We start from the raw sequence: 20,350 nt of genomic DNA on the forward strand, positions 1-20,350 counted from the left end.
ATGAAACTTAAAACTCAAGATAATATCTTAATTAAGAGTGGTAATTATAAAGGCAAGCAAGGGAAACTTCTAAATATTATAAAAAATAAAACCAGAGCTTTAGTAAAACTTTTAAACCAGAAATTAATTGAAATTGATTTATCGAATTTACTTTTAATATATAGACCCTCTTATCAGAAGACTTTTGACAAAGTACAAAAATTTTTAAGTAAAATGAGAAAAATAAATAAAAAATTAAAATATTTCTTTTCGATAGAAGACTTAAAGAATTTATTAAAGCTTAGAGATTTAGAAAATCTTAAACTTAGAAAGAATGAATTATTCCCCTAGATTTAAAACAAAATACAATGAAGAGATTAAATTAAAATTAAACCAAAAATTTCTATATGAATGTATAATGCAAATTCCCAAATTAACTAAAATAGTAATAAATCAAGGTATTAACAGATCTATATCTGATAACAAGACATTAAATAATGCAATTGAAAATATGTCTTTAATATCTGGACAGAAAGCAATTTTTTGCCAATCAAAACGTGATGAATCAGGCTTTAAACTAAGAAAAGGAACACCTATCAGTATAAAAGTCACACTACGCCGAAATAGAATGTATGAATTTTTAGATAGATTAATAAATATTGCCTTACCTAGAGTTCGGGATTTCCATGGAGTAAATCAAAATAGTTTTGATGGAAAAGGAAATTATAATTTAGGCATTCGGGAACAAATTATATTTCCAGAAATAAAACAAGCTTTAAAACAAAATCTAGGCCTGAATATTACTTTTGTGACTACTGCTAAAACAGATAAAGAAGCTAAATATTTATTATATTTATTTGGTCTGCCTTTTAAAAAGTAAAATTATGTCTAAAGAAGCTATAAAAGCTAGACAAAAAAAACGTAGAATTTTAGTTGAGAAATATGCTAAAAAAAGAGCTTATTATAAGAAAATAGGAGATAATATCAATTTACAAAAATTGCCTAAAAATGCTTCTCCAGTTCGTTTACATAATATTTGTCAGCTCACTGGGAGAACTAAAGGTTATATTCGCAAATTTGGGGTCTCACGATTAGAATTTAGACGATTAGCCTCTCAAGGCTTAATTCCAGGAGTAAGAAAAGCTAGTTGGTAAAAAAAGAAAAGAATGATTACAGATCCAATTGCTGATTGTTTAACAAGAATTAGAAATGGGTGTCTAGCTAAGAAAGATATTATTTATATCCAATATTCGAAACTTAAAAAAAATATTCTTAAAATTTTACTGGAACAAGGTTTTATAGTAAATTATAAATTAAAAACAAATAAAATAATAAAGGTATATTTAAAATATATTTATCCTAACAAAAACTCGGTAATTAAATATATTAAAAGAATAAGTAAACCAAGTTTAAGAAAATATTCAAGTAGTAAAAATTTACCGAGAGTTCTTAATGGGTTAGGAATAGCTATTATCTCAACTTCAAAAGGAATAATTACTGATAAATTAGCTCGAAAAAAAAAACTAGGTGGTGAAATAATTTGTTATGTATATTAAATAATATAAAAGCTTCATGTCTAGAATTGGAAAAAGAAATATTATTATACCCAAGAATATTATAATTAATATGAAAAATAATGTAATGTCTGTAACTGGTCCTCTTGGAAAACTTTCTCTTAAAATAAGAGGGGACCTAAAAATAGAAAGGGAAGAAAATAAAATAACAATAAAAAGAATAGAGAATAATAAATATAATAAATCTCTACATGGATTATACAGAATGCTAATTAATAATATGATTATTGGGGTATTAGATGGTTTTAAAACCGAATTAGAATTGAAAGGAGTAGGTTATAAAGTGGCTTTAGATAATGAAAACAAAGTCTTAGAATTTAACTTAGGCTACTCTCATAATATAGTAATGAATTTCCCCAAAGCTTTAAAAGTAGAAATAAAAAATGAAACTAACCAAAAGACTCGGATTATTTTAATGTCATATGATAAACAATTATTGGGGATATTTGCGGCTCAAATAAGATCTTTAAGAAAACCGGATCCTTATAAAGGAAAAGGAATTCGTTATATTAATGAATATATTATAAAAAAAGCAGGCAAGACGACTGTCAAATAAATGAATTCCTTATATGAAAAAAACCAGACCTAGAATTTCAGTCTTTAGAAGTAATAAGCATATTTATGTTCAAATAATAGATGATGTTAATCATCAGACTTTACTATCATATTCTTCGAAAAACAACTCTAATTTAAAAATTACTAAAACTAAAATTGCAAGTAAAATAGGGATGATTTTAGGAGAAAAAGCCAAAAAAATAGGTATTTATAAGTTAGTTTTTGATAGAAATGGATATTTGTATCATGGGAGAGTGCAAGCTTTGGCCGAGGGCTTAAGAAAAACTGGTTTAAAATTTTAAACTATGAAAGTACAAGGAAAAAAATTAAAAGAGAAATTAGTAACTTTAAAAAGAGTATGTAAAGTTACAAAAGGAAGAAGATATTTCAGTTTTACAGCTTTAGTAGTTAAAGGAAACAAAAAGGGGTTAGTAGGCTTTGGGGTTGGAAAAGCTAAAGAAACACAAAACGCTGTTAGAAAGGCTGGAGAGAAAGCAGAAAAAAGATTGTTTAAAATTTCATTAAAAGGAGGAACTATTCCTCATGAACAAAAAGCTAAGCATGGCAGTACTTATATATTTCTTTATCCAGCTTCAAAAGGAACTGGAATAATTGCAGGTGGTGTGGTTAGAATAGTTTTAGAATTAGTAGGTGTAAAAAATATTTTCTCTAAATTGAATGGTTCGTCTAATTCTAATAACTGTATTAGGGCAGTAATATTAGCTTTAACAAAAATTAGAAATGCAGATACTATATCAAAGGAAAGAGGGATATCTATTAAAAAGATGTTTTAAGTAAGTAAGTTCCCATGATTCTGAATCATTTAACTCCTATTAAAGGCTCAAATAAGAAAGGCAAACGATTAGGCAGAGGAAAAGGTTCTGGAAAAGGAAAAACCTCTACTAGAGGTAATAAAGGTGCTAAATCCCGTTCTGGAAATTCTGTTAAATTAGGATTTGAAGGTGGACAAATGCCGTTCCATAAACGTATTCCCAAATTTGGATTTAAAAATCTAAATAAAAAAAAATATAAAATCTTTAATTTAGAAACGATAGAAGATCTAATAAATATTGGAAAAGTAAAAAGAAATTTAATAAATAATAATGTATTGAGAAAAATTGGTTTATTAAAAAAAACCGAGTTTTTTAAAATCTTAGGAAGAGGTGAATTAACTCATAAAATAAAAATTTTTGCTCATAAGTTTAGTAAAACCGCCTCTTTAAAGATTAAAACCCTTGGAGGAAATCCTATAATAACAAATGACGAAAGAAAAATATCTTAAGACAAGGGGATAGTAAAACAAAGTCCAATTAAAATCCAACAGGATAGTAACTGGATATATAAAAGGTAAAATGAGAATGAATTATATTCAAATTTTCCAAGGCGATAAAGTAAAATTGCCTATTTAATATTATGATTTAACTAAAGCAAGAATAATATATAGATACTAAACAATATAAAGTTAAAGGTAAAGGGATGAAAAAAGTTACCTCTTTAAAAAGAAGAAGCCAAAATTGCCAAATTGTTAAAAGAAAAGGAAAATTAAGAATTATAAATAAAGTTAACCCGAAATATAAACAAAAACAAAGATAAGATATGGCTCTGATATCTGGAATAAATATACCAGAAAAGAAAAGAGGAATTATAGCTCTAACTTATATTTTTGGTATTGGAAAAAATATTTCTAAAAAAATATTTGAAATTATAAAAATTAATCCAAATACAAAAGTAAATAATTGGTCAGATTTAGAATTAAATAAAATTAGAAACTTTATAAATAAGAATATAAAAATTGAAGGGGAGTTGAAAACTGAGATTAAATTAGATATTAAGAGATTACTTGATATAAAATGTTATAGAGGGATCAGACATAAAATTGGTCTTCCTGTTAGAGGACAGAAGACTAAAAATAATTGTCGGACCAGAAAAGGTAAAAGAAAAACAATAGCTAATAAAAAAAAACTTATTAAAAAGTCATAATGAAAAATAAAGAGATATCTTGTTGCCAGATACACATCAAGTCTACATTTAACAATATTATTATAACTTTGTCTAACTTAAAAGGAGACGTGCTGGCCTGGTCTTCAGCAGGACAAAAAGGTTTTAAAGGAGCCAAAAAAAATACACCTTATGCTGCTAGTAAAACAGCTCAAGATATAGTAGAAAAAGGTAAAAAACTGGGGATTAAAAAAATTAAGATTATTGTTAAAGGTCCAGGAGCTGGTCGTGAAGCAGCACTTAGAACTTTAAGTAATCTAAATGTACTTAGAATAAAAGATATTACTCCTATTCCCCATAATGGTTGTAGACCCCCAAAAAAAAGAAGAATATAGTATATTATATATAAAATATAGAAACAAAATGGCTAGATATATTGGTCCTAAAAATAAAATCTCTAGAAAATTTGGTTGTCTTATTTATGGAATTAAAAAAAAAAGTTTTGAAAAAAAAAAATATCCACCTGGTCAACACGGGCCCAAAAAAAAAACCAGAAATTTTAATCAATCAAATTATTCTATTCAATTATTAGAAAAACAAAAGATAAAATATCTTTATGGAATTCTAGAAAAACAATTTAGAAAAATATTTGAAAAAGCTTCAAAAAAAAAGGGTATAACTGGAGAAATACTTTTACAACTCTGTGAATCCAGGTTAGATAATGTCGTCTATAGATTAAATTTTGCGCCGACACGAGCTGGAGCCAGACAGTTAGTTACTCATCGGCATATATTAGTAAATGGAAAAATTGTTAATATTCCATCTTTTACATTAAAACCTGGGGATATAATTTCGGTTAAAGACAATTTAAAACTCTCTGAAAATTCTAAATTACTAAAAACAATTTCCAATTGGTTGCTGTTAAAAAACAGGAAAGGAATTTTTCAAGCTATGCCTAGGAGAGCACAAATTCCCGAAAAGATTAAGGAACGTTTAGTGGTAGAATTGTATTCTAAATAATAAGAGTATTATGATTTCACCAGCCCAGATAAAAATATTAAAACATTCTAAAAATAGAGGTAAATTTTTAATAAAACCATTAAGTCCTGGCTTTGGAATTACTCTAGGGAATTCTTTAAGAAGAGTTTTAATTTCAGATTTAGAAGGTTATGCCATATATTATATAATGATTAATGGTGTCAAACATGAATTCTCTTATATAGATGGAGTAATAGAAAATCTAACTGAAATAATATTAAATTTAAAACAAATACGGTTTAAATTAAAAAGTAAAATGTATAACAAAATACCAGAACATTTTACAATATTTTTAACAAAAAAACAGTCTAAAATTACTGCTGGAGATTTATGTGGATCTATTACTTGTTTGGAAGTATTGAATCCAAATTTATTAATTTTGAATAAAGAGTTAGATGCTAATTTAAAGATTACTCTCGGCATTAAAAAAGGAGTTGGATATGTTCCAGTAGAAAAACCACAGACTAAAATAGGGAAAATACCAATTGATACTATTTTTAGTCCCATAATAAACGTAAGATTCAAAGTAGAAACTTGTGAAGTTAATAATTTCTATTCATCCGATAGTTTGATTATAGATATTCGTACTGATGGTTCAATTACTCCAAACAAGGCTTTAAAAACAGCTTCTAGTATACTAGTACAACATTTTACTTTATTTTTTAATGGGAAAAAAACAGAATTAAAGCTCCCAATAAAATATACTGCTTATAAAGCAAGAATAAAATATTTCTATATGCAAAAACTTTTAAAGTGTTTAAAATTTGCTAAAATTAAAACTTGGGCTGACTTAGTCAAAATGAAACCTTCTGATTCTGATTATAATTATGGAGGAGGTCTTGATTTATCAAAATATAAAATGAAAATTTCTAATAAAAAAAAAAGAATAAAAAATTTTCGTGAAAAAATGAGAAAAATAGTAAAGCTAAGAAATCTTATTAAAAGAAGAAAACTGACCAAAAGAAATGAGACACCAAAATAAAAATAATAATTTAGGGCGAAATAAGTCTCATAGAAAAGCCCTTTTAACTAATCTGGCTATTTCCCTAATAAAATATAAAAGAATTAAAACAACTTTTGCTAAAGCAAAAGCTTTAAAAAAATTCATTGAACCAATAATAACTAGAGGTAAAAAACAAGATACTCATTCTATGCGAATAGTATTTAAAAAATTAAATAATAAAACTGCTGTTTTGGAACTTTTCAAAAAGATATCAAAACATAATTTAAAACGTAAGGGAGGATATACAAGAATTATTAAACTTGGCAAGAGGTTAGGAGATTTTTCAGAAATGGCAATAATGGAGCTAGTTTAATGAAATATTTTCATATACCAGTTTTCTTAACGGAAGTTCTAGAAAACATTATTAATGATATTAATGGGATCTATCTAGATACTACTTTTGGTAGCGGTGGACATTCTTTTGGGATATTAAAGCAAATAAGTAATCAAGGGAAATTATTTGCTTTTGATCAAGATCAATTTGCAATTATTAAAAATAAAATTTGTGATAAAAGAATCAGATTTTTTAACGATAACTTTAGAAATATACAAAAAATATTAAAAGCTTATAAAAACAACATTCTAAAGAATGTATCAGGAATAATAGCTGATTTAGGAGTTTCCTCTTATCAGATAGATAACCCTCAGCGAGGGTTTTCAATAAGATTTAATCAAATTTTGGATATGAGAATGGATTTATCGAAACAAAAGTCGGCTTTAAATATAATAAAAAATTATTCTTTTGAAAAATTAAATAAGATTTTTTCTAAATATGGGGAGTTTAAAAATCCGCAAAGAATATCTAGAAAAATTGTTTTAAACAGTAAATTTCTTAACACTACTTTGGATTTAGTAAATCTATTCAAAAGAAATAATAACAGGAAATTTTTCTCTAGATTATTCCAAGCTTTAAGAATAGAGGTAAATGATGAAATCAATGCATTAAAGCAATTACTGAAACAATCAATAAATATTTTAAAACCGGGAGGTAAATTAGCTATTATTTCATATAATTCATTAGAAGATAGGTTAGTTAAAAACTTCTTTCAAAGTGGAAATATACAGGGAATTATTAGATATGATAAGAAAGGGAATAATTTATCTCCATTTAATAAAAAATATACTAAAAGAATTTTTCCAACTAAAGAAGAAATCTCTAAAAATAAGAGAGCTAGAAGTGCTATATTAAGAATTACACAAAAAACAGTATGTTGATTTATCGCATGTTTTAAACAATGAGGAAAGTCTGGACACATAAGGGATAACACAACGGGTAACACCCGTACATCGTGAGATGAGGACTAGTGCAACAGAAAGTATGTACAGTTGAGCTGTAGTGAAATCATGTAAACTCTGTGTTGTGAAATGCCAAATATACCAGCAGTATAGTAGTATAGTTCATCCCGGAACTATTTTGGGGGGTAGGCAGATCGAGATAAAAGGTAACTTTTATCCTAGATAAATGATAAATTATCCTGAATCCGGCTTAGAAACATACTGTTTTTAACAAATTTTTCTCTAGATTATTTAGATCTAAGAAGAACAATATTTTTGATTTTAAATTTACTAAATTAGAAACTTTTAAGATTTTTTTTATTAGGTTACTTATTTCTAACGAAGCCAGCTTTGGTTTCGTTTCTAATTTGTAAAACTTGTATATATTTTTAGAGATTAATTTTTCAATTATTTTATCATTTTGGTAAAGATAAATATCATATAATAACCTATATACATATATTTTTTTTAAAAACTTAGGAGAAGAAGTAATTGAAATAGAATTTTCAAAACAGTTTATTTTAAACCCAAAATTATTTAAAATTTCTAGAATGTGTTTTTTAGTGGTTGAAGTCAAGAATTTATTCAATTTAATATTTATCGGTGGGTATAATTTATAGCTTTGGTTAAGTTCTTTTTTAAAATTATACTCTAAAATTATTTTATAGACTCTATCTTTATGAAGAATTAAAAGACCAAAATCTAAAAGACAGAATATATATTTTTTATAGATCTTATAAGGAAATTGGTTATCCAGAACTATCTTCTTAAGAACTTCTTGACAATTATTATTTTGTTCCCGTTTTTTTTCTTCTTTATCTTTAGAGTAAAACTTAAAAATATTCTGTATGCCTAAATATTCTTTAATTATTAGATTTATATTTTTACAAATTTCTGACTCTGATTTAATGAGTATTTTTTTTTTGGATTGACAAATATTAATTTCAATTTGTTTTGTTGGAATAGTAAGAAATAAAAAATAATTTGGTTTATTAGTTTTGCTTATTAGACCGTTATATGCTCTAATAATAGACTGGTGAATTCTTTTGTTTACTACGTATCTATTATTAACAAACAAATAATAATTCTTAAATTGAGTATTAAAAAAACTGGTAGAAGTGATATATCCTTTTATAAGAAATAATTTGTCTTTTTTAAAAACTTGGATTAAGACATTTTTATAAGCTTCGCCAAAAATTTGAAGAATTCTATATTTTAGATATGAGGTTTTAAAACTGGTAATTATCTTATTATTATGCATCATAACAAAATTAATATCAGGGTGTGAAAGAACTATCTTATTAAATTCTGAGATGATATATCTTAATTCTATATGGGCAGATTTTAAAAAGTTTTTTCTATTGGTGAAATTGTAAAATAAGTTTTTCACATATATACTAGTACCATTTAATAAATTATTTAATAATACAGGGGGATATTTAAGCTTTTGATTTTCTAATGTTAAGAAGGCTCCAAATTCGGAGTTGTGTTTTTTAGTGTATATTTCTACCTGGCTAACTAAAGAAATATAGTATAAAGCTTCCCCTCGAAAGCCTTTAGTATTTAGTGATTTTATATCTTTAAGAGAAGATAGTTTTGAAGTATAAAATCTCCTAATACTATTTTTCGCTTCTAAATGATTCATGCCATCACCATCATCTATAACATTAATTAAATCTTTCCCACCATTCAATAAGATTAATTTAATATTTTTTGCATGTGCATCAATTGAGTTTTCTAATAATTCTTTTACTACTGAAGCCGGTCTTTTAATTACATATCCTGCTGAAATTTTATTTGAATCTTGTGTGGGGATAATTTTAATGGTATTTTTCATAAGAACTAACTAACTAACTCTATAAACCAAACTAAGATTTTAAACGCATTTGTGGAAAAAATAAGACCTCCTGAATATTTATTTGTTTAGTAAATAACATGATTAAACGATCAATCCCAAAGCCTATTCCAGTACAAGGAGGCATACCATATTCTAATGACAGAATAAAGTCTTTATCTATTAACATATTTTCAGATTCAACTTTATTATATAATTTAATTTGTCTTTTAAATCTCTTTAATTGATCAATTGGATCATTTAATTCTGAATAAGAATTCGCTATTTCAACCCCATGAATTATTAATTCATATCTTTCAGATAAACCATTTTTAAAGCGATGTTTTTTAGCTAATGGACTCATCTCAATGGGAAAATCAATTATAAAAGTTGGTTGAATAATTTTTTTTTCACATTTTTGACTGAAGATTTGATCGAGAAGTTGTCCTTTTTTCATCTTATTATCAATCTTCACATTTATTTCATTACATATTTTTCTAATTTCAGTTTCAATAAGATTCCTTAGGTCAAATCCAGTATAAATTTTAAGAGCTTCAAAAAAAGTAATTTGTTGAAATTGTAAAATAAGAGATGGTTTCCCTACTTTGGAAAATTTTAAACAAAGTTTTTTGAAAAACTTTTCAGTAAATTTCATCATCCAATAATAATCTTTATATGCTACGTATAATTCTAGAATTGTAAATTCTGGATTATGAGTTTTATCTATTCCCTCATTTCTAAAATTTCTAGAAAACTCATAAACTTTTTCTAAACCTCCAACTAGTAATTTTTTTAAATATAATTCATTTGAAATTCTTAAATAGAATGTACTTTTTAAGGTGTTATGATATGTAATAAATGGTCTTGCTATAGCACCACCCGGAATAGCTTGTAAAATAGGAGTTTCAACTTCTAAATAATTTCTTTTATTTAAATAATTTCTTATAAAACTTATAATTTTAATACGTGTTAAAAATACAGTTTTAATTTCGTCATTAACGATCAAATCAACATATTTCATTCTATGTCGTTTTTCATTATTAGAAAAAGAATCAAAAGTATTTCCCGATTTATCTGTTTTTACGTTTGGTAAAGTATGTAGACATTTAGATAATAAATTGAGTTTTTTTGCATATACAGAAATTTTGTGTTTTTTAGTTTTGAATAAATAACCTTTCACCCATATTATATCTCCGATATCTAAAAGTTTTTTGAAAAAAAAATTGTATATATTTTTTTCAGTATAAAAATTATTTATGGATATATAAATTTGTATCAAACCTTCTTTATCTTTTATTTCAATAAAAGAAGCTTTTCCCATTATTCTAATTCTAATAATTCTACCAGCAACAAGAACCTTTTTATTTTTGTTGTAATTATTAATTATTTGTTTTGAATTTGAAGTGATTGGATATTCTTCAGAAGGATAAGGATTAATATTTATTTGGTTTAATTTTTTAAGCTTTTTTATTCTAATCAAATTTTGTTCAGAATTTCTCATTCAAATAATATTAAGACCTTGAAGGGAGTTGAACCCTTACTCTTCTGATCCGTAGTCAGATGCTTTATCCAATTAAGCTACAAGGCCAAGTATAGCAAGGTAAAATGTTTCTAATATAGACTTTCATAAAAAAGAAAAAGTTAAAATACTACTTAGTAGTTAATTAGAAGGCTAGAATTAGATTTAGATATTAAGAAAGAAAGAACCCAATGAAACCAATTACTAATGAGATATATTTGAAATGGTATAAAGATATGTCGTTTTGGAGAAAATTTGAAGAAAAATGCAGATCATTATATTTAAAACAAAAAATAAGTGGTTTTCTCCATTTATATAGTGGTCAAGAAGCTATACCTGCCGGTATTACTTATGTAATGGATCTAAAAAAAGATAATCTGATTACAGGGTATAGATGTCATATTCTTGCTTTAGCAATGGGAATAGACCCAAAAAAGGTAATGGCAGAATTATTTGGAAAAAAAACTGGAACTTCTTGTGGTTTAGGTGGATCTATGCATATATTTAGTAAAAAATCTCGATTTTATGGTGGCTATGGAATTGTAGGTGGACAAATCCCATTAGGAGCAGGAATTGCCTTTGCTGATAAATACTTTAATAGAGAAGCAGTAACGGTGACATTTATGGGAGATGGTGCGATTTGGCAAGGTGCTTTACATGAAACCTTCAATATGTCCATGCTTTTAAAATTACCAGTAGTTTATATCTGCGAAAACAATAAATATGCAATGGGAACTTCATTTCAAAAAAGTTCTTGTATTAAAAATATTTTCCAACTTGGATTAGCATACAATATGCCATCTCAATCAGTAGACGGCAGTAGCCCATTTAAAATTGCTAAAGCAGTAGACAAAGCTATTAAGAGAGCGAAAAATGGAAAAGGACCTACTTTTTTAGAAATATTAACTTATAGGTATAGGGGACATTCAATGTCTGATCCTGAAAGTTATAGAACAAGAGATGAAGTAATAGCACAGAAAAAAAAGGATCCAATTTTAAAAATTAAAAACAAAATATTAGAAAGAAAACTTCTGAATAAAAAGTTATTAAAAGCGTTGGATTTAGAATTAATAAAAAAAATAGATGAATGTGTTGTATTTGCAGAAAATTCTGATTATCCACCCCAAAAAACTATGTATAATGTGGTTTATTCTCAAAAAAAATATCCTTTTTTAAAAGAAAAGTAACTTAAAAAAATGGCAGAGATAATTTACATGCCACGTTTAAGTGATACTATGAAAGCAGGTACAATAGTCAAATGGTATAAAAAAGTAGGAGAAAAAGTATTAAATGGAGACCTGTTAGCAGAAATAGAAACAGATAAAGCGATTCAAGAATTTGAATCCGAATATAATGCTACTTTACTTTATATCGGAGTTAAAGAAGGAGAAAAAGCAAAAGTAAATGATATATTGGCTATTATGGGTGAAAGAAATGAAAATATAGATTATTTAATAAAGAAGAAGAAGAAGAAAAAAATTTTAGTATCCCCATTAGCAAAAAAAATAGCTTTAGAAGAAGGTATCCAATTAAAAACTTTAAAAGGAAGTGGACCAAAAAACAGAATTGTTAAAAAAGACCTAATAAAACTTCTCAAAACAAAACAAAATAAAAAATATAATATTAAAAATATTTCTAATATAAGGAAAATCATTACTGAACGCTTATTAAAATCAAAAAAGATTTCTCCACATTATTATTTATTTCTCGAAGTTACTGCAGAGAATTTAATAAAATTTAAAAAGTATATTAATAAAAAATATACTAGTAAAATTTCTTTTAATGATTTAATAGTGAAAGCTACTGCTTTATCACTTAAAAAAAATAAAACCATAAATTCTTCATTGAAGAAAGAAAGGATTATATATCACCAAGATATTAATATAGGTATTGCCGTTTCCTTACCAGAAGGACTAATTGTACCGGTAATAAATAACGTTGAAAAAAAATCTTTCATAAAAATTTCAAAAGAAATAAAAGAAAAAATAGAAAGATATAGAAATAGAAAAATTACTAAAACAGACCTCGAAGGAAGTACTTTTACAATTTCTAATTTAGGGATGTTTGGGATAGATTGTTTTACTTCTATAATAAATCAACCTAATTCGAGTATTTTATCAGTAGGAAGTATTCAAAGAAAACCTATAATTGATAAAAACAAAATAAAAATAGGAAATACTATAAAATTTACTTTAGCTTGTGATCATAGAATTATAGATGGTGCAGTAGGTAGTACCTTTTTACTTACTTTAAAAGAATACTTGTTAGAACCAATAACTATGTTAATTTAGAAGTTTTTAGGAATCTGTTTTAAGAACTCTATGCCATCATTTTTAAATTCGAAAATAATTGTTTTAATTCCATTTGTAAGAACGAGATATTGGCTTTTGAATCTCAAATAATATTTCATTATTTGATCAAAAGATTTAGATGAAATCTTTACTTCAGGAGATTTACATTCAACTATCAGAAATGGTCTGTTTTTTTTAATAACTAGAATATCTAGCCGATTTTTAATATTATAAAAAGTTGAATTGAATTCGACATATATTTCCTGAACCTTATAGCCTCTATTTTTTATTAGATAATAAATTATCTTTTGTCTCACTAATTCTTCTTTAGTTAAAAGATAATATTTTTTTCTAATTAAGCAAAAAACGTACCTTTTCCCATTAAATGTTTTTAGCTTATTTTTTAGCTTAAATTTATTCAATATATTGTAATTTGTAATTTCTTGTTTTATTATGATTACAAATCTTAAAATTAAAGAAATTAAACCAATTTCTATTTTTATAGGTGAAGAAGAATATCTTATAAAAGAATATATAGAAGAGATAGAGAAGCTTTTAAAGCACAGGAGAAAAAAATATTCTAAAGCTATTATAGAAATAAAAGAAAAAATAGAAAGATATAGAATAACCAATATTTTAGAACAACTTTACACTCTTACTCTTATTAAAGAATATAAGTTAATTATTATTAAAAATTCGCAATATCTAAGCTTAGATAACTTAGAAAAATTACTAAAACAGACCTCGAAAAGAAATATTTTAATTTTTTGTATTAATTTCGTAATTCCCTCACGTAATTTAGAATTTTATAATTGTCTTAAACAAAAAACAAATAACAACATAGAAATTCTAAATAATAAAAAATTAACTTTTGGGGAAATTTTTTATTTAGTAAAAAGAAAAATAAAAAAAATAGGATTAAAGATAAATGAAATAACAGTAAAAAAACTGATACAATCTGTTGATTGTAACTTATTTATGCTCGAAAATGAGTTAAACAAATTCCAAATAAGATTTAATACTGCTACTGCTAATAAGAAGAATACTGAATGGAAAATGATTTTAAATCTGCTTGAAAGACACCCCCTAACTTTAATATTAAATAAAATATATAAACTATACTTAGACAAATTTATGAATTATAATAATAATGAAGAAAAATTTAAGAAAATAGCTAATTTAGTTTTTCTACTAAAAGAAGCCGATAAAAAAAATAAAAGCTATTTTTTAAAAAAGGAAGAAATAATGAAAGAACTAATTTATAAAATATGTCAAATAGAGAAAGAGAAAGCTTTGATTGTATAATTATAGGCAGTGGTCCGGCAGGATATACAGCAGCAATTTATTTAGCTCGTGCAGAAAGAAAACACATTCTTTTTACGGGCTTTAAACCAGGTGGACAATTGATATCAACTAATAAAGTAGAAAATTATCCTGGTTTTCCTAATGGAGTATCTGGTTACAAATTAATGGAAGCTTTTAAAGCACAAAGCGAAAGATTCGGCACTAAAGTAAAAGATAATAGTGTAGTAAAAATTAATTTTAATATAATAAAAAATTTGCATGAAGTTATCTTAGATAATTATTTAAAAATAAAAACCAAAGCGCTAATTATAGCAACTGGAGCTTCTCCTAGATATTTAAATATTGAGAATGAAAATCAATTAATAGGAAAGGGTATTTCTACCTGTGCCAATTGTGATGGCTTTTTTTTTAAAGGGAAAAAAGTAGCAGTAATTGGTGGCGGTGACAAAGCAGCAGAAGAATCTATTTATTTATCTAATCTTTGTAAAAAAGTATATCTAATAATAAGAGATAAAAAAATGAAAGCTTCAAAAATAATGCAAAAAAAAGTTTTAAACATTAAAAATGTTGAAATATTTTATGCTCATAAAGTTATAAAACTAATTGGAGTAAAAAAACTAAAAGCTATTGTTTGTAAAAACAGAAAACATAATAATAATTCCTTATTTAAGGTGGCAGCTATGTTTTTAGCTATTGGGCAAATTCCAAATAGTCTTATTTGTAAACCAACTCTAAAATTAGATAAATCTGGATATATAATTACAAAATATACAATTACTAATATTCCTGGAATATTTGCAGCAGGAGATGTACAAGACTCAAGATATCGACAGGCTATCACCTCGGCTGGATCAGGTTGTATGTCTGCAATAGAGGTAGAAAAATACCTTCAAGAAAAAGCAGATTAGATACTTTGATCAGCCGTCTTTGGACTTATTTCCAGTCTGAAGTATTTTCCAAATAGCTAATTAAAGTAGCAGTTTTAATTAAGAAGTATTTCTTAAAACAGATTTCTTTATTTCAGGGGTTGAACTAGAAGGTTCGAGGAATTATATCCTAATTATTAAAATATTATTTTTTAATTATTATTTATATAAGAATATAAAATATATAGAAATAATTCTGAGAATAATATAAAATATCAAGAAACAATTGTAAATAACCTTTTTTTCTTTCATTCTAAGCTTTTTTTGTTTTAGTTTCATATTCTGGTCTTAATTTTCGTATTAATTCTCCAACTTGCCATAATTCACTATTTTTTAATTCCTTTAATTCTTTATTTAAAAGCTCTCTATAATTCCTTTTACTATTTAATGATATAGTTCGTTCGGCTTCTTTTCCAGAAGACACTTCTTTATAAAGTTCTCTAAATAAAGAAATATTAGTGTCTCGAAATTTTTTCCACCAATCTAAAGCCCCTCTTTGAGCAGTAGTCGAACAATTTTCATACATCCAATCCATGCCTTTTTCTGCTATTAAGGGCATAAGACTTTGAGTCAGCTCTTCTACTGTTTCATTAAATGCTTCAGAAGGTGAGTGACCATTCTCTCTTAAAACTTGGTATTGAGCTGAAAATAACCCTTGAATAGCCCCCATTAGAGTTCCTCTTTCTCCTGTTAAATCTGAAAACACTTCTTTTTTAAAAGTTGTTTTAAATAAAAAAGCAGAACCTATACCTATACCAATTGCTAAAGCTCTTTCTTCAGCTTTCCCAGTATAATTTTGAGCTATAGCATAACTAGAATTTAGTCCTTTTCCTTCTTTAAATAATCTTCTCAAAGAAGTTCCTGAACCTTTAGGTGCAACAAGCAAAATATCAATTTCCTTTGGTGGAAAGATTTTCGTTTTTTTATTGAAAGTTAATCCAAACCCATGAGAAAAATATAAAGCTTTTCCTGGGCTAAGAAATTTTTTAATTTTTGGCCAAACCTCAATCTGACCAGCATCAGATAATAAAAACATAATGATACTTCCTTTATCGGCTGCTTGTTCTATTTCGAATAGAGTTTCATTAGCTATCCAGCCGTCTTTTAAAGCTTTTTCCCACGATTTGGAATTTTTTCTTTGGCCGATTATTACATTAAACCCATTATCTCTTAAATTTAAGGCTTGGCCAGGTCCTTGGACACCATATCCTATCACTGATATTATTTCATTTGATAATATTTTTCTTGCTTTACTTAAACTAAAATCAGTTTTAGTTATAATTTCTTCTTCTATTTCTCCAATTTTAAATTTCATTGCTGATATTTAGTGAAACATAACATAAACTAATATAAGCTCAGATCAGCTCATCTAATCAAATATCAGCCGCATCACAAAAATATATAGGATATATTATTATTAAATACAATAATAAATAGCATTTATTCCGATAATTTTAAATAATCGTATAATTATTTTTAAGATGTTTTCTACTACACATTCAATCTCTAGTATACAGAAAACTTTCTCGTCTTTTTTAAAAGATATATTTTTTTTTATTTCTAAATTAATTTTATTAAAGCTCATAACTATTCTCTGATTAAAATCAGAAGTATTTTCTGAAAAAATATATAAACTTATTTTTTTTTTCATTTTTTCTTAAAAACATATTTTTGATACTGATTTATCAGTAGGTATCATTGGTAGGGTATTATACTCTTTTTCGACTAAAATTTCTAGTAAAACCGCCTCTTTAGAGTTTAACATCTTTTTTATATCTTTTTTTAAGTTGTCTTTAATAAAGACTTTTTTACTTTTTATGTTATATGCTTTGGAAATGTTAGTAAAATTTGGATTATATATTTTAGTATTAGAAAATCTTCTATTGAAGAATAAATCTTGCCATTGTTTTACCATTCCTAAAAAATTATTATTAAGAATTATAATTTTGATAGGTATTTCATACTGCATTATTGTCCCAAGCTCTTGAATAGTCATTTGAAACCCCCCATCACCTACTATACAGATTACTTGTCGTCTTTTAGCTCCTATCTTGGCGCCTATTGCTGCTGGTAAAGCGAAGCCCATAGTACCTAAACCTCCTGATGTAATTTGACTTTTAAGAGTAGTAAAATTAAAATATCTTGAGGCAGCCATTTGATGTTGACCAACATCAGTTACTAATATACAATTATTTTGTTTATATAAATTTATATAATTTATTACTTCGGGCATAGTAATACCTATTTTATTTTTTCTAATATCTTTTTCTTTTATATATTTCTTTTCTACTTTTTTTAATAACTTAAAGTTTTTAACCCAGGTAGCTGTGTGCTTGATTTTAAGATGTTTAATTAAAAACTTTAAATTATGTTTTAAATTTCCTAGTAAATAAAGATGAGTTTTGAGTCTTTTGTTAATTTCGTAATTATCTATATCTATATGTATGATTAGAGTTTTTGGGGAAATTTTGTTTATATTTCCTATAACTCTATCATCAAAACGTAAACCTATTGCTATTATTAAATCAGATTTTAAAATTAAAATATTATTTTGGTAATTCCCATGCATTCCCAACATACCATAATTCAAATTATGGTTGGTCTTTAAAATTCCCATACCTAATAAAGTACTAGCTACTGGTAGGTTCGTATTTTCTGCAAATTGTTTTAATTGATTTTCTGCATTTGCTAGTTTTACTCCTTGTCCAATTATTATTATTGGTTTACGTGCTGTTTTAATTGTTTTAATTACCTTTTGTAAGTCTTTTTTATTAAGTTTATTTTTTGTTTTTATCTGTTGGTTGTTTTTGGGTGGGAATATTATTCCTTTGTTTAGTTGTTGCAGTTGGGCATTTTTGGTTATATCTATTAATATTGGACCTGGTCTCCCAGTTGTGGCTAGGTTTAAGCCTTTAGATATTACTTCGAAGATTTGATCTGGTTTAGTTATTTGAAAATTCCATTTTGTTACTGGGATTGAGATGTCTATTATATCTATTTCTTGAAAGGCATCTGTTCCTAATAACTTTGAAGCAACTTGACCAGTTAGACATAATAATGGAGTACTATCAATTAGAGCATCGGCTAAACCAGTAATTAGATTACTAGATCCGGGACCTGATGTAGCTAAACAAATCCCCGGTTTTCCAATTACTCTAGCATATCCTTGTGCTGCATGAATTGCTCCTTGTTCATGACGAGTTAATATGTGTTTTATTTGTTTTTTGTAAGTGAACAAGGAATCATATATTGGCATTACAGCTCCACCAGGATAACCAAAAAGAAATTTTACCTTATTATAAATTAAAGTTTGAACTATAATTTCAGCCCCTGTCATTTGTTTCTATTCTCTGTAATACACCCTTCTGAAGCTGAGGATACTAATTTGGAATATTTAGATAAATAGCCTGTTTTAGTCTTTGGTCTGTTTTTTTTATATTCTTTTTTTCTATTTAGTAAATCTTTTTTGGATATTTTTAATGTTATTCGATTTTTTATAGCATCTATCTTTATTATATCTTTTTCTTGTATTAGTGCGATTACTCCACCCATTTGGGCTTCTGGGGTTATATGACCAACTACAAAACCATGAGTCCCTCCTGAGAATCTGCCATCGGTTATTAAAGCCACTTTATTTCCTAATCCGGCTCCCATAATATATGAAGTTGGTTTTAACATTTCAGGCATTCCGGGACTCCCTTTGGGTCCAACATATCTGATTACTATAACATCTCCAGATTTAATCTTATTATTTAATATGGCATTATTGGCTTCTATTTCGGAATCAAATACTTTAGCTCTCCCAGAAAAGCAATGTCCTTCTTTTCCTGAAATTTTAGCTACTGCTCCTTTAGGTGCAATATTACCGTATAATATACGAATCTGTCCTTTATTTTGGATTGGTTTGTATAATGTTGAAATTACTTTTTGATTCGAAAAAGATATATTGGGTATACCTTCTAAATTTTCTTTTAGTTTTTTTCCTGTCACTGTTAAGCACTCACCATTTAGTAAGCCTTCATTTAGCAAGTATTTCATGATAATAGGAGTCCCTCCAATTTTTTCTATATCTTCCATTAAATACTTACCACTCGGTTTTAGATTCCCTATCATTGGAACCTTTTCAGTCAGCTCTTTTATATTCTCAATATTAAACTTGAGTTTGGCGGTTTGACATATTGCTAATATATGTAATACTAAGTTAGTTGAACCGCCTAAAGCAATGGCAACTGTAATGGCATTTTGGATGGAATTTTTAGTAATTATTTTTTTAGGAGTTATATTTTGTTTTAATAATTCTTTAATATAAGAACCTATTTTATTACATTCATATTTTTTATTTATATTATTAGCTAAACAAGAAGAAGAAAAAGGTAATGTCATTCCTAAGGCTTCTAAGCCTGTTGCTAGTGTATTGGCTGTATACATGCCACCACAAGCTCCAGGACCTGGACAAGCCTGTTTTATTATGTTTTGGTATTCTGAATTTGAGATTTGGCCTATATTTTTTTGGCCTAATGCCTCAAAGGCTGAGACAATATTTAATTTTTTTCCTTGGTATTTTCCTGATTCTATGCTCCCACCATAAATTATTATTGCTGGCCTTTCTGTTCTTATTATACCCATCAATACTCCTGGTATATTCTTATCGCATCCTGGGATTCCAATTATCCCATCATAATGTTGAGCTTTTACTACACTTTCTATACTATCTGCTATTATCTCTCTAGATGGCAAAGAATATTTCATACCTTCTGTACCCATTGTCATGCCATCACTTATTCCGATAGTAGTAAACTGAAATCCAATCATATTATTTTTATTTATTGATTGTTTTGCTGCTTGAGATAAACTATTAAGATGCATATTACATGGGTTCCCCTCATACCAATTGCTTACTATTCCTATTTGTGGTTTATATAAATCTGTTTCTTGGATGCCGGTGGCATATAACATAGCTCTGTAAGCTGGTAATTCCTCACTCTTGATTAAAGTAGAACTATATGCAGGATTATATTGTTTTAATTTTCTGATAGACTCCATATTATCTTATATACTCCATTAGGAGTTTGGATTTCTTTATATTCTTTTCTTCTTTTTTTTTCATGGACTT

25 protein-coding genes, 1 tRNA gene, 1 other RNA gene and 1 pseudogene are annotated in these 20,350 nt (G+C 26.6%); 20 read left to right on the forward strand and 8 right to left on the reverse strand.

Features of this window, described 5'->3' with window-relative positions:
- The 16 genes from JSR03_RS00735 (at window position 1) to rnpB (ending at window position 7,592) form a co-directional block, all read left to right on the forward strand.
- The gene (locus JSR03_RS00735) at window positions 1-330 is read left to right on the forward strand and encodes a KOW motif-containing protein (RefSeq protein ID WP_204097706.1); all 330 of its coding nucleotides are present in this window, start codon (window positions 1-3) and stop codon (window positions 328-330) included.
- Window positions 314-859 carry a 50S ribosomal protein L5 gene (gene rplE, locus JSR03_RS00740; protein WP_204097707.1) on the forward strand — a complete coding sequence of 182 codons (546 nt, stop codon included), beginning with the start codon at window positions 314-316 and terminating at the stop codon, window positions 857-859. The genes JSR03_RS00735 and rplE overlap by 17 nt, the downstream gene beginning before the upstream one ends.
- A 4-nt stretch (window positions 860-863) precedes the next feature.
- Window positions 864-1,133, forward strand: a complete 270-nt coding sequence (gene rpsN, locus JSR03_RS00745) for a 30S ribosomal protein S14 (RefSeq protein ID WP_204097708.1) — start codon at window positions 864-866, stop codon at window positions 1,131-1,133.
- 12 nt (window positions 1,134-1,145) lie between these two features.
- Window positions 1,146-1,535, forward strand: a complete 390-nt coding sequence (gene rpsH, locus JSR03_RS00750) for a 30S ribosomal protein S8 (protein WP_204097709.1) — start codon at window positions 1,146-1,148, stop codon at window positions 1,533-1,535.
- Window positions 1,536-1,551: 16 nt separating this feature from the next.
- Window positions 1,552-2,109, forward strand: coding sequence for a 50S ribosomal protein L6 (gene rplF, locus JSR03_RS00755; protein ID WP_204097710.1), 558 nt, complete (start codon window positions 1,552-1,554; stop codon window positions 2,107-2,109).
- Window positions 2,110-2,122: 13 nt separating this feature from the next.
- On the forward strand, window positions 2,123-2,410 hold the full coding sequence (rplR, locus tag JSR03_RS00760; protein WP_204097711.1) for a 50S ribosomal protein L18: 288 nt from the start codon (window positions 2,123-2,125) through the stop codon (window positions 2,408-2,410).
- 3 nt (window positions 2,411-2,413) lie between these two features.
- Window positions 2,414-2,902 carry a 30S ribosomal protein S5 gene (gene rpsE / locus JSR03_RS00765; RefSeq protein ID WP_204097712.1) on the forward strand — a complete coding sequence of 163 codons (489 nt, stop codon included), beginning with the start codon at window positions 2,414-2,416 and terminating at the stop codon, window positions 2,900-2,902.
- Between the two features lie 14 nt (window positions 2,903-2,916).
- Window positions 2,917-3,390, forward strand: a complete 474-nt coding sequence (rplO, locus tag JSR03_RS00770) for a 50S ribosomal protein L15 (protein ID WP_204097713.1) — start codon at window positions 2,917-2,919, stop codon at window positions 3,388-3,390.
- Between the two features lie 194 nt (window positions 3,391-3,584).
- Window positions 3,585-3,701 carry a 50S ribosomal protein L36 gene (gene rpmJ / locus JSR03_RS00775; RefSeq protein ID WP_204097714.1) on the forward strand — a complete coding sequence of 39 codons (117 nt, stop codon included), beginning with the start codon at window positions 3,585-3,587 and terminating at the stop codon, window positions 3,699-3,701.
- Window positions 3,702-3,704: 3 nt separating this feature from the next.
- Window positions 3,705-4,088 carry a 30S ribosomal protein S13 gene (gene rpsM / locus JSR03_RS00780; protein ID WP_204097715.1) on the forward strand — a complete coding sequence of 128 codons (384 nt, stop codon included), beginning with the start codon at window positions 3,705-3,707 and terminating at the stop codon, window positions 4,086-4,088.
- The gene (gene rpsK, locus JSR03_RS00785; protein WP_204097716.1) at window positions 4,088-4,441 is read left to right on the forward strand and encodes a 30S ribosomal protein S11; all 354 of its coding nucleotides are present in this window, start codon (window positions 4,088-4,090) and stop codon (window positions 4,439-4,441) included. Before rpsM ends, rpsK begins: the two co-directional genes overlap by 1 nt.
- A gap of 28 nt (window positions 4,442-4,469) precedes the next feature.
- Complete coding sequence (rpsD, locus tag JSR03_RS00790) at window positions 4,470-5,066, forward strand: 30S ribosomal protein S4 (protein ID WP_204097796.1); 597 nt, start codon at window positions 4,470-4,472, stop codon at window positions 5,064-5,066.
- Between the two features lie 10 nt (window positions 5,067-5,076).
- Window positions 5,077-6,066: a DNA-directed RNA polymerase subunit alpha gene (locus JSR03_RS00795; protein WP_204097717.1), complete on the forward strand. Its 990-nt coding sequence runs from the start codon at window positions 5,077-5,079 to the stop codon at window positions 6,064-6,066.
- Entirely contained in the window at window positions 6,050-6,400 is a 351-nt protein-coding gene (gene rplQ, locus JSR03_RS00800) for a 50S ribosomal protein L17 (RefSeq protein WP_204097718.1), read from the forward strand. The genes JSR03_RS00795 and rplQ overlap by 17 nt, the downstream gene beginning before the upstream one ends.
- The gene (gene rsmH / locus JSR03_RS00805; RefSeq protein ID WP_204097719.1) at window positions 6,400-7,302 is read left to right on the forward strand and encodes a 16S rRNA (cytosine(1402)-N(4))-methyltransferase RsmH; all 903 of its coding nucleotides are present in this window, start codon (window positions 6,400-6,402) and stop codon (window positions 7,300-7,302) included. Before rplQ ends, rsmH begins: the two co-directional genes overlap by 1 nt.
- Window positions 7,291-7,592: RNase P RNA component class A (gene rnpB / locus JSR03_RS00810), an RNA gene on the forward strand. The genes rsmH and rnpB overlap by 12 nt, the downstream gene beginning before the upstream one ends.
- A gap of 617 nt (window positions 7,593-8,209) precedes the next feature.
- Here the strand turns inward: rnpB and mutL are convergent.
- The 3 genes and pseudogenes from mutL to JSR03_RS00830 all read right to left on the reverse strand — a co-directional run.
- Window positions 8,210-9,199 (reverse strand): annotated as a pseudogene (gene mutL / locus JSR03_RS00890) (DNA mismatch repair endonuclease MutL); the annotation flags it as partial.
- Window positions 9,200-9,230: 31 nt separating this feature from the next.
- The gene (gene lysS / locus JSR03_RS00825; RefSeq protein WP_204097720.1) at window positions 9,231-10,697 is read right to left on the reverse strand and encodes a lysine--tRNA ligase; all 1,467 of its coding nucleotides are present in this window, start codon (window positions 10,695-10,697) and stop codon (window positions 9,231-9,233) included.
- A gap of 13 nt (window positions 10,698-10,710) precedes the next feature.
- Window positions 10,711-10,784 (reverse strand) — tRNA-Arg (locus JSR03_RS00830).
- Window positions 10,785-10,906: 122 nt separating this feature from the next.
- Here JSR03_RS00830 and pdhA point away from each other — a divergent pair.
- Window positions 10,907-11,902 carry a pyruvate dehydrogenase (acetyl-transferring) E1 component subunit alpha gene (gene pdhA / locus JSR03_RS00835; RefSeq protein WP_204097721.1) on the forward strand — a complete coding sequence of 332 codons (996 nt, stop codon included), beginning with the start codon at window positions 10,907-10,909 and terminating at the stop codon, window positions 11,900-11,902.
- Between the two features lie 9 nt (window positions 11,903-11,911).
- Window positions 11,912-13,006 carry a dihydrolipoamide acetyltransferase family protein gene (locus tag JSR03_RS00840; protein WP_204097722.1) on the forward strand — a complete coding sequence of 365 codons (1,095 nt, stop codon included), beginning with the start codon at window positions 11,912-11,914 and terminating at the stop codon, window positions 13,004-13,006.
- Here the strand turns inward: JSR03_RS00840 and JSR03_RS00845 are convergent.
- The gene (locus JSR03_RS00845) at window positions 13,003-13,428 is read right to left on the reverse strand and encodes a type I restriction enzyme HsdR N-terminal domain-containing protein (protein ID WP_204097723.1); all 426 of its coding nucleotides are present in this window, start codon (window positions 13,426-13,428) and stop codon (window positions 13,003-13,005) included. The two genes, JSR03_RS00840 and JSR03_RS00845, sit on opposite strands and share 4 nt — an antisense overlap.
- Before the next feature lie 31 nt (window positions 13,429-13,459).
- Between JSR03_RS00845 and JSR03_RS00850 the strand changes: the two genes are divergently transcribed.
- Together JSR03_RS00850 and trxB are read left to right on the forward strand one after the other, a co-directional pair.
- Window positions 13,460-14,311, forward strand: coding sequence for a DNA polymerase III subunit delta (locus tag JSR03_RS00850; RefSeq protein WP_204097724.1), 852 nt, complete (start codon window positions 13,460-13,462; stop codon window positions 14,309-14,311).
- Window positions 14,275-15,219, forward strand: coding sequence for a thioredoxin-disulfide reductase (gene trxB, locus JSR03_RS00855; RefSeq protein WP_204097725.1), 945 nt, complete (start codon window positions 14,275-14,277; stop codon window positions 15,217-15,219). Before JSR03_RS00850 ends, trxB begins: the two co-directional genes overlap by 37 nt.
- 271 nt (window positions 15,220-15,490) lie before the next feature.
- Here trxB and ilvC read toward each other — a convergent pair whose 3' ends face one another.
- From ilvC to ilvD, 4 genes are all read right to left on the reverse strand, one after another.
- The gene (ilvC, locus tag JSR03_RS00860; RefSeq protein ID WP_204097726.1) at window positions 15,491-16,552 is read right to left on the reverse strand and encodes a ketol-acid reductoisomerase; all 1,062 of its coding nucleotides are present in this window, start codon (window positions 16,550-16,552) and stop codon (window positions 15,491-15,493) included.
- A 102-nt stretch (window positions 16,553-16,654) separates the two neighbouring features.
- Window positions 16,655-16,888, reverse strand: coding sequence for a hypothetical protein (locus JSR03_RS00865; RefSeq protein WP_204097727.1), 234 nt, complete (start codon window positions 16,886-16,888; stop codon window positions 16,655-16,657).
- Between the two features lie 6 nt (window positions 16,889-16,894).
- The gene (ilvB, locus tag JSR03_RS00870) at window positions 16,895-18,574 is read right to left on the reverse strand and encodes a biosynthetic-type acetolactate synthase large subunit (protein ID WP_204097728.1); all 1,680 of its coding nucleotides are present in this window, start codon (window positions 18,572-18,574) and stop codon (window positions 16,895-16,897) included.
- Window positions 18,571-20,280 carry a dihydroxy-acid dehydratase gene (gene ilvD / locus JSR03_RS00875; protein ID WP_204097729.1) on the reverse strand — a complete coding sequence of 570 codons (1,710 nt, stop codon included), beginning with the start codon at window positions 20,278-20,280 and terminating at the stop codon, window positions 18,571-18,573. Before ilvD ends, ilvB begins: the two co-directional genes overlap by 4 nt.
- Window positions 20,281-20,350: the final 70 nt, after the last annotated feature.

Source organism: Candidatus Karelsulcia muelleri, from assembly GCF_016888765.1.
GTDB classification, from domain to species: domain Bacteria; phylum Bacteroidota; class Bacteroidia; order Flavobacteriales; family Blattabacteriaceae; genus Karelsulcia; species Karelsulcia muelleri_F.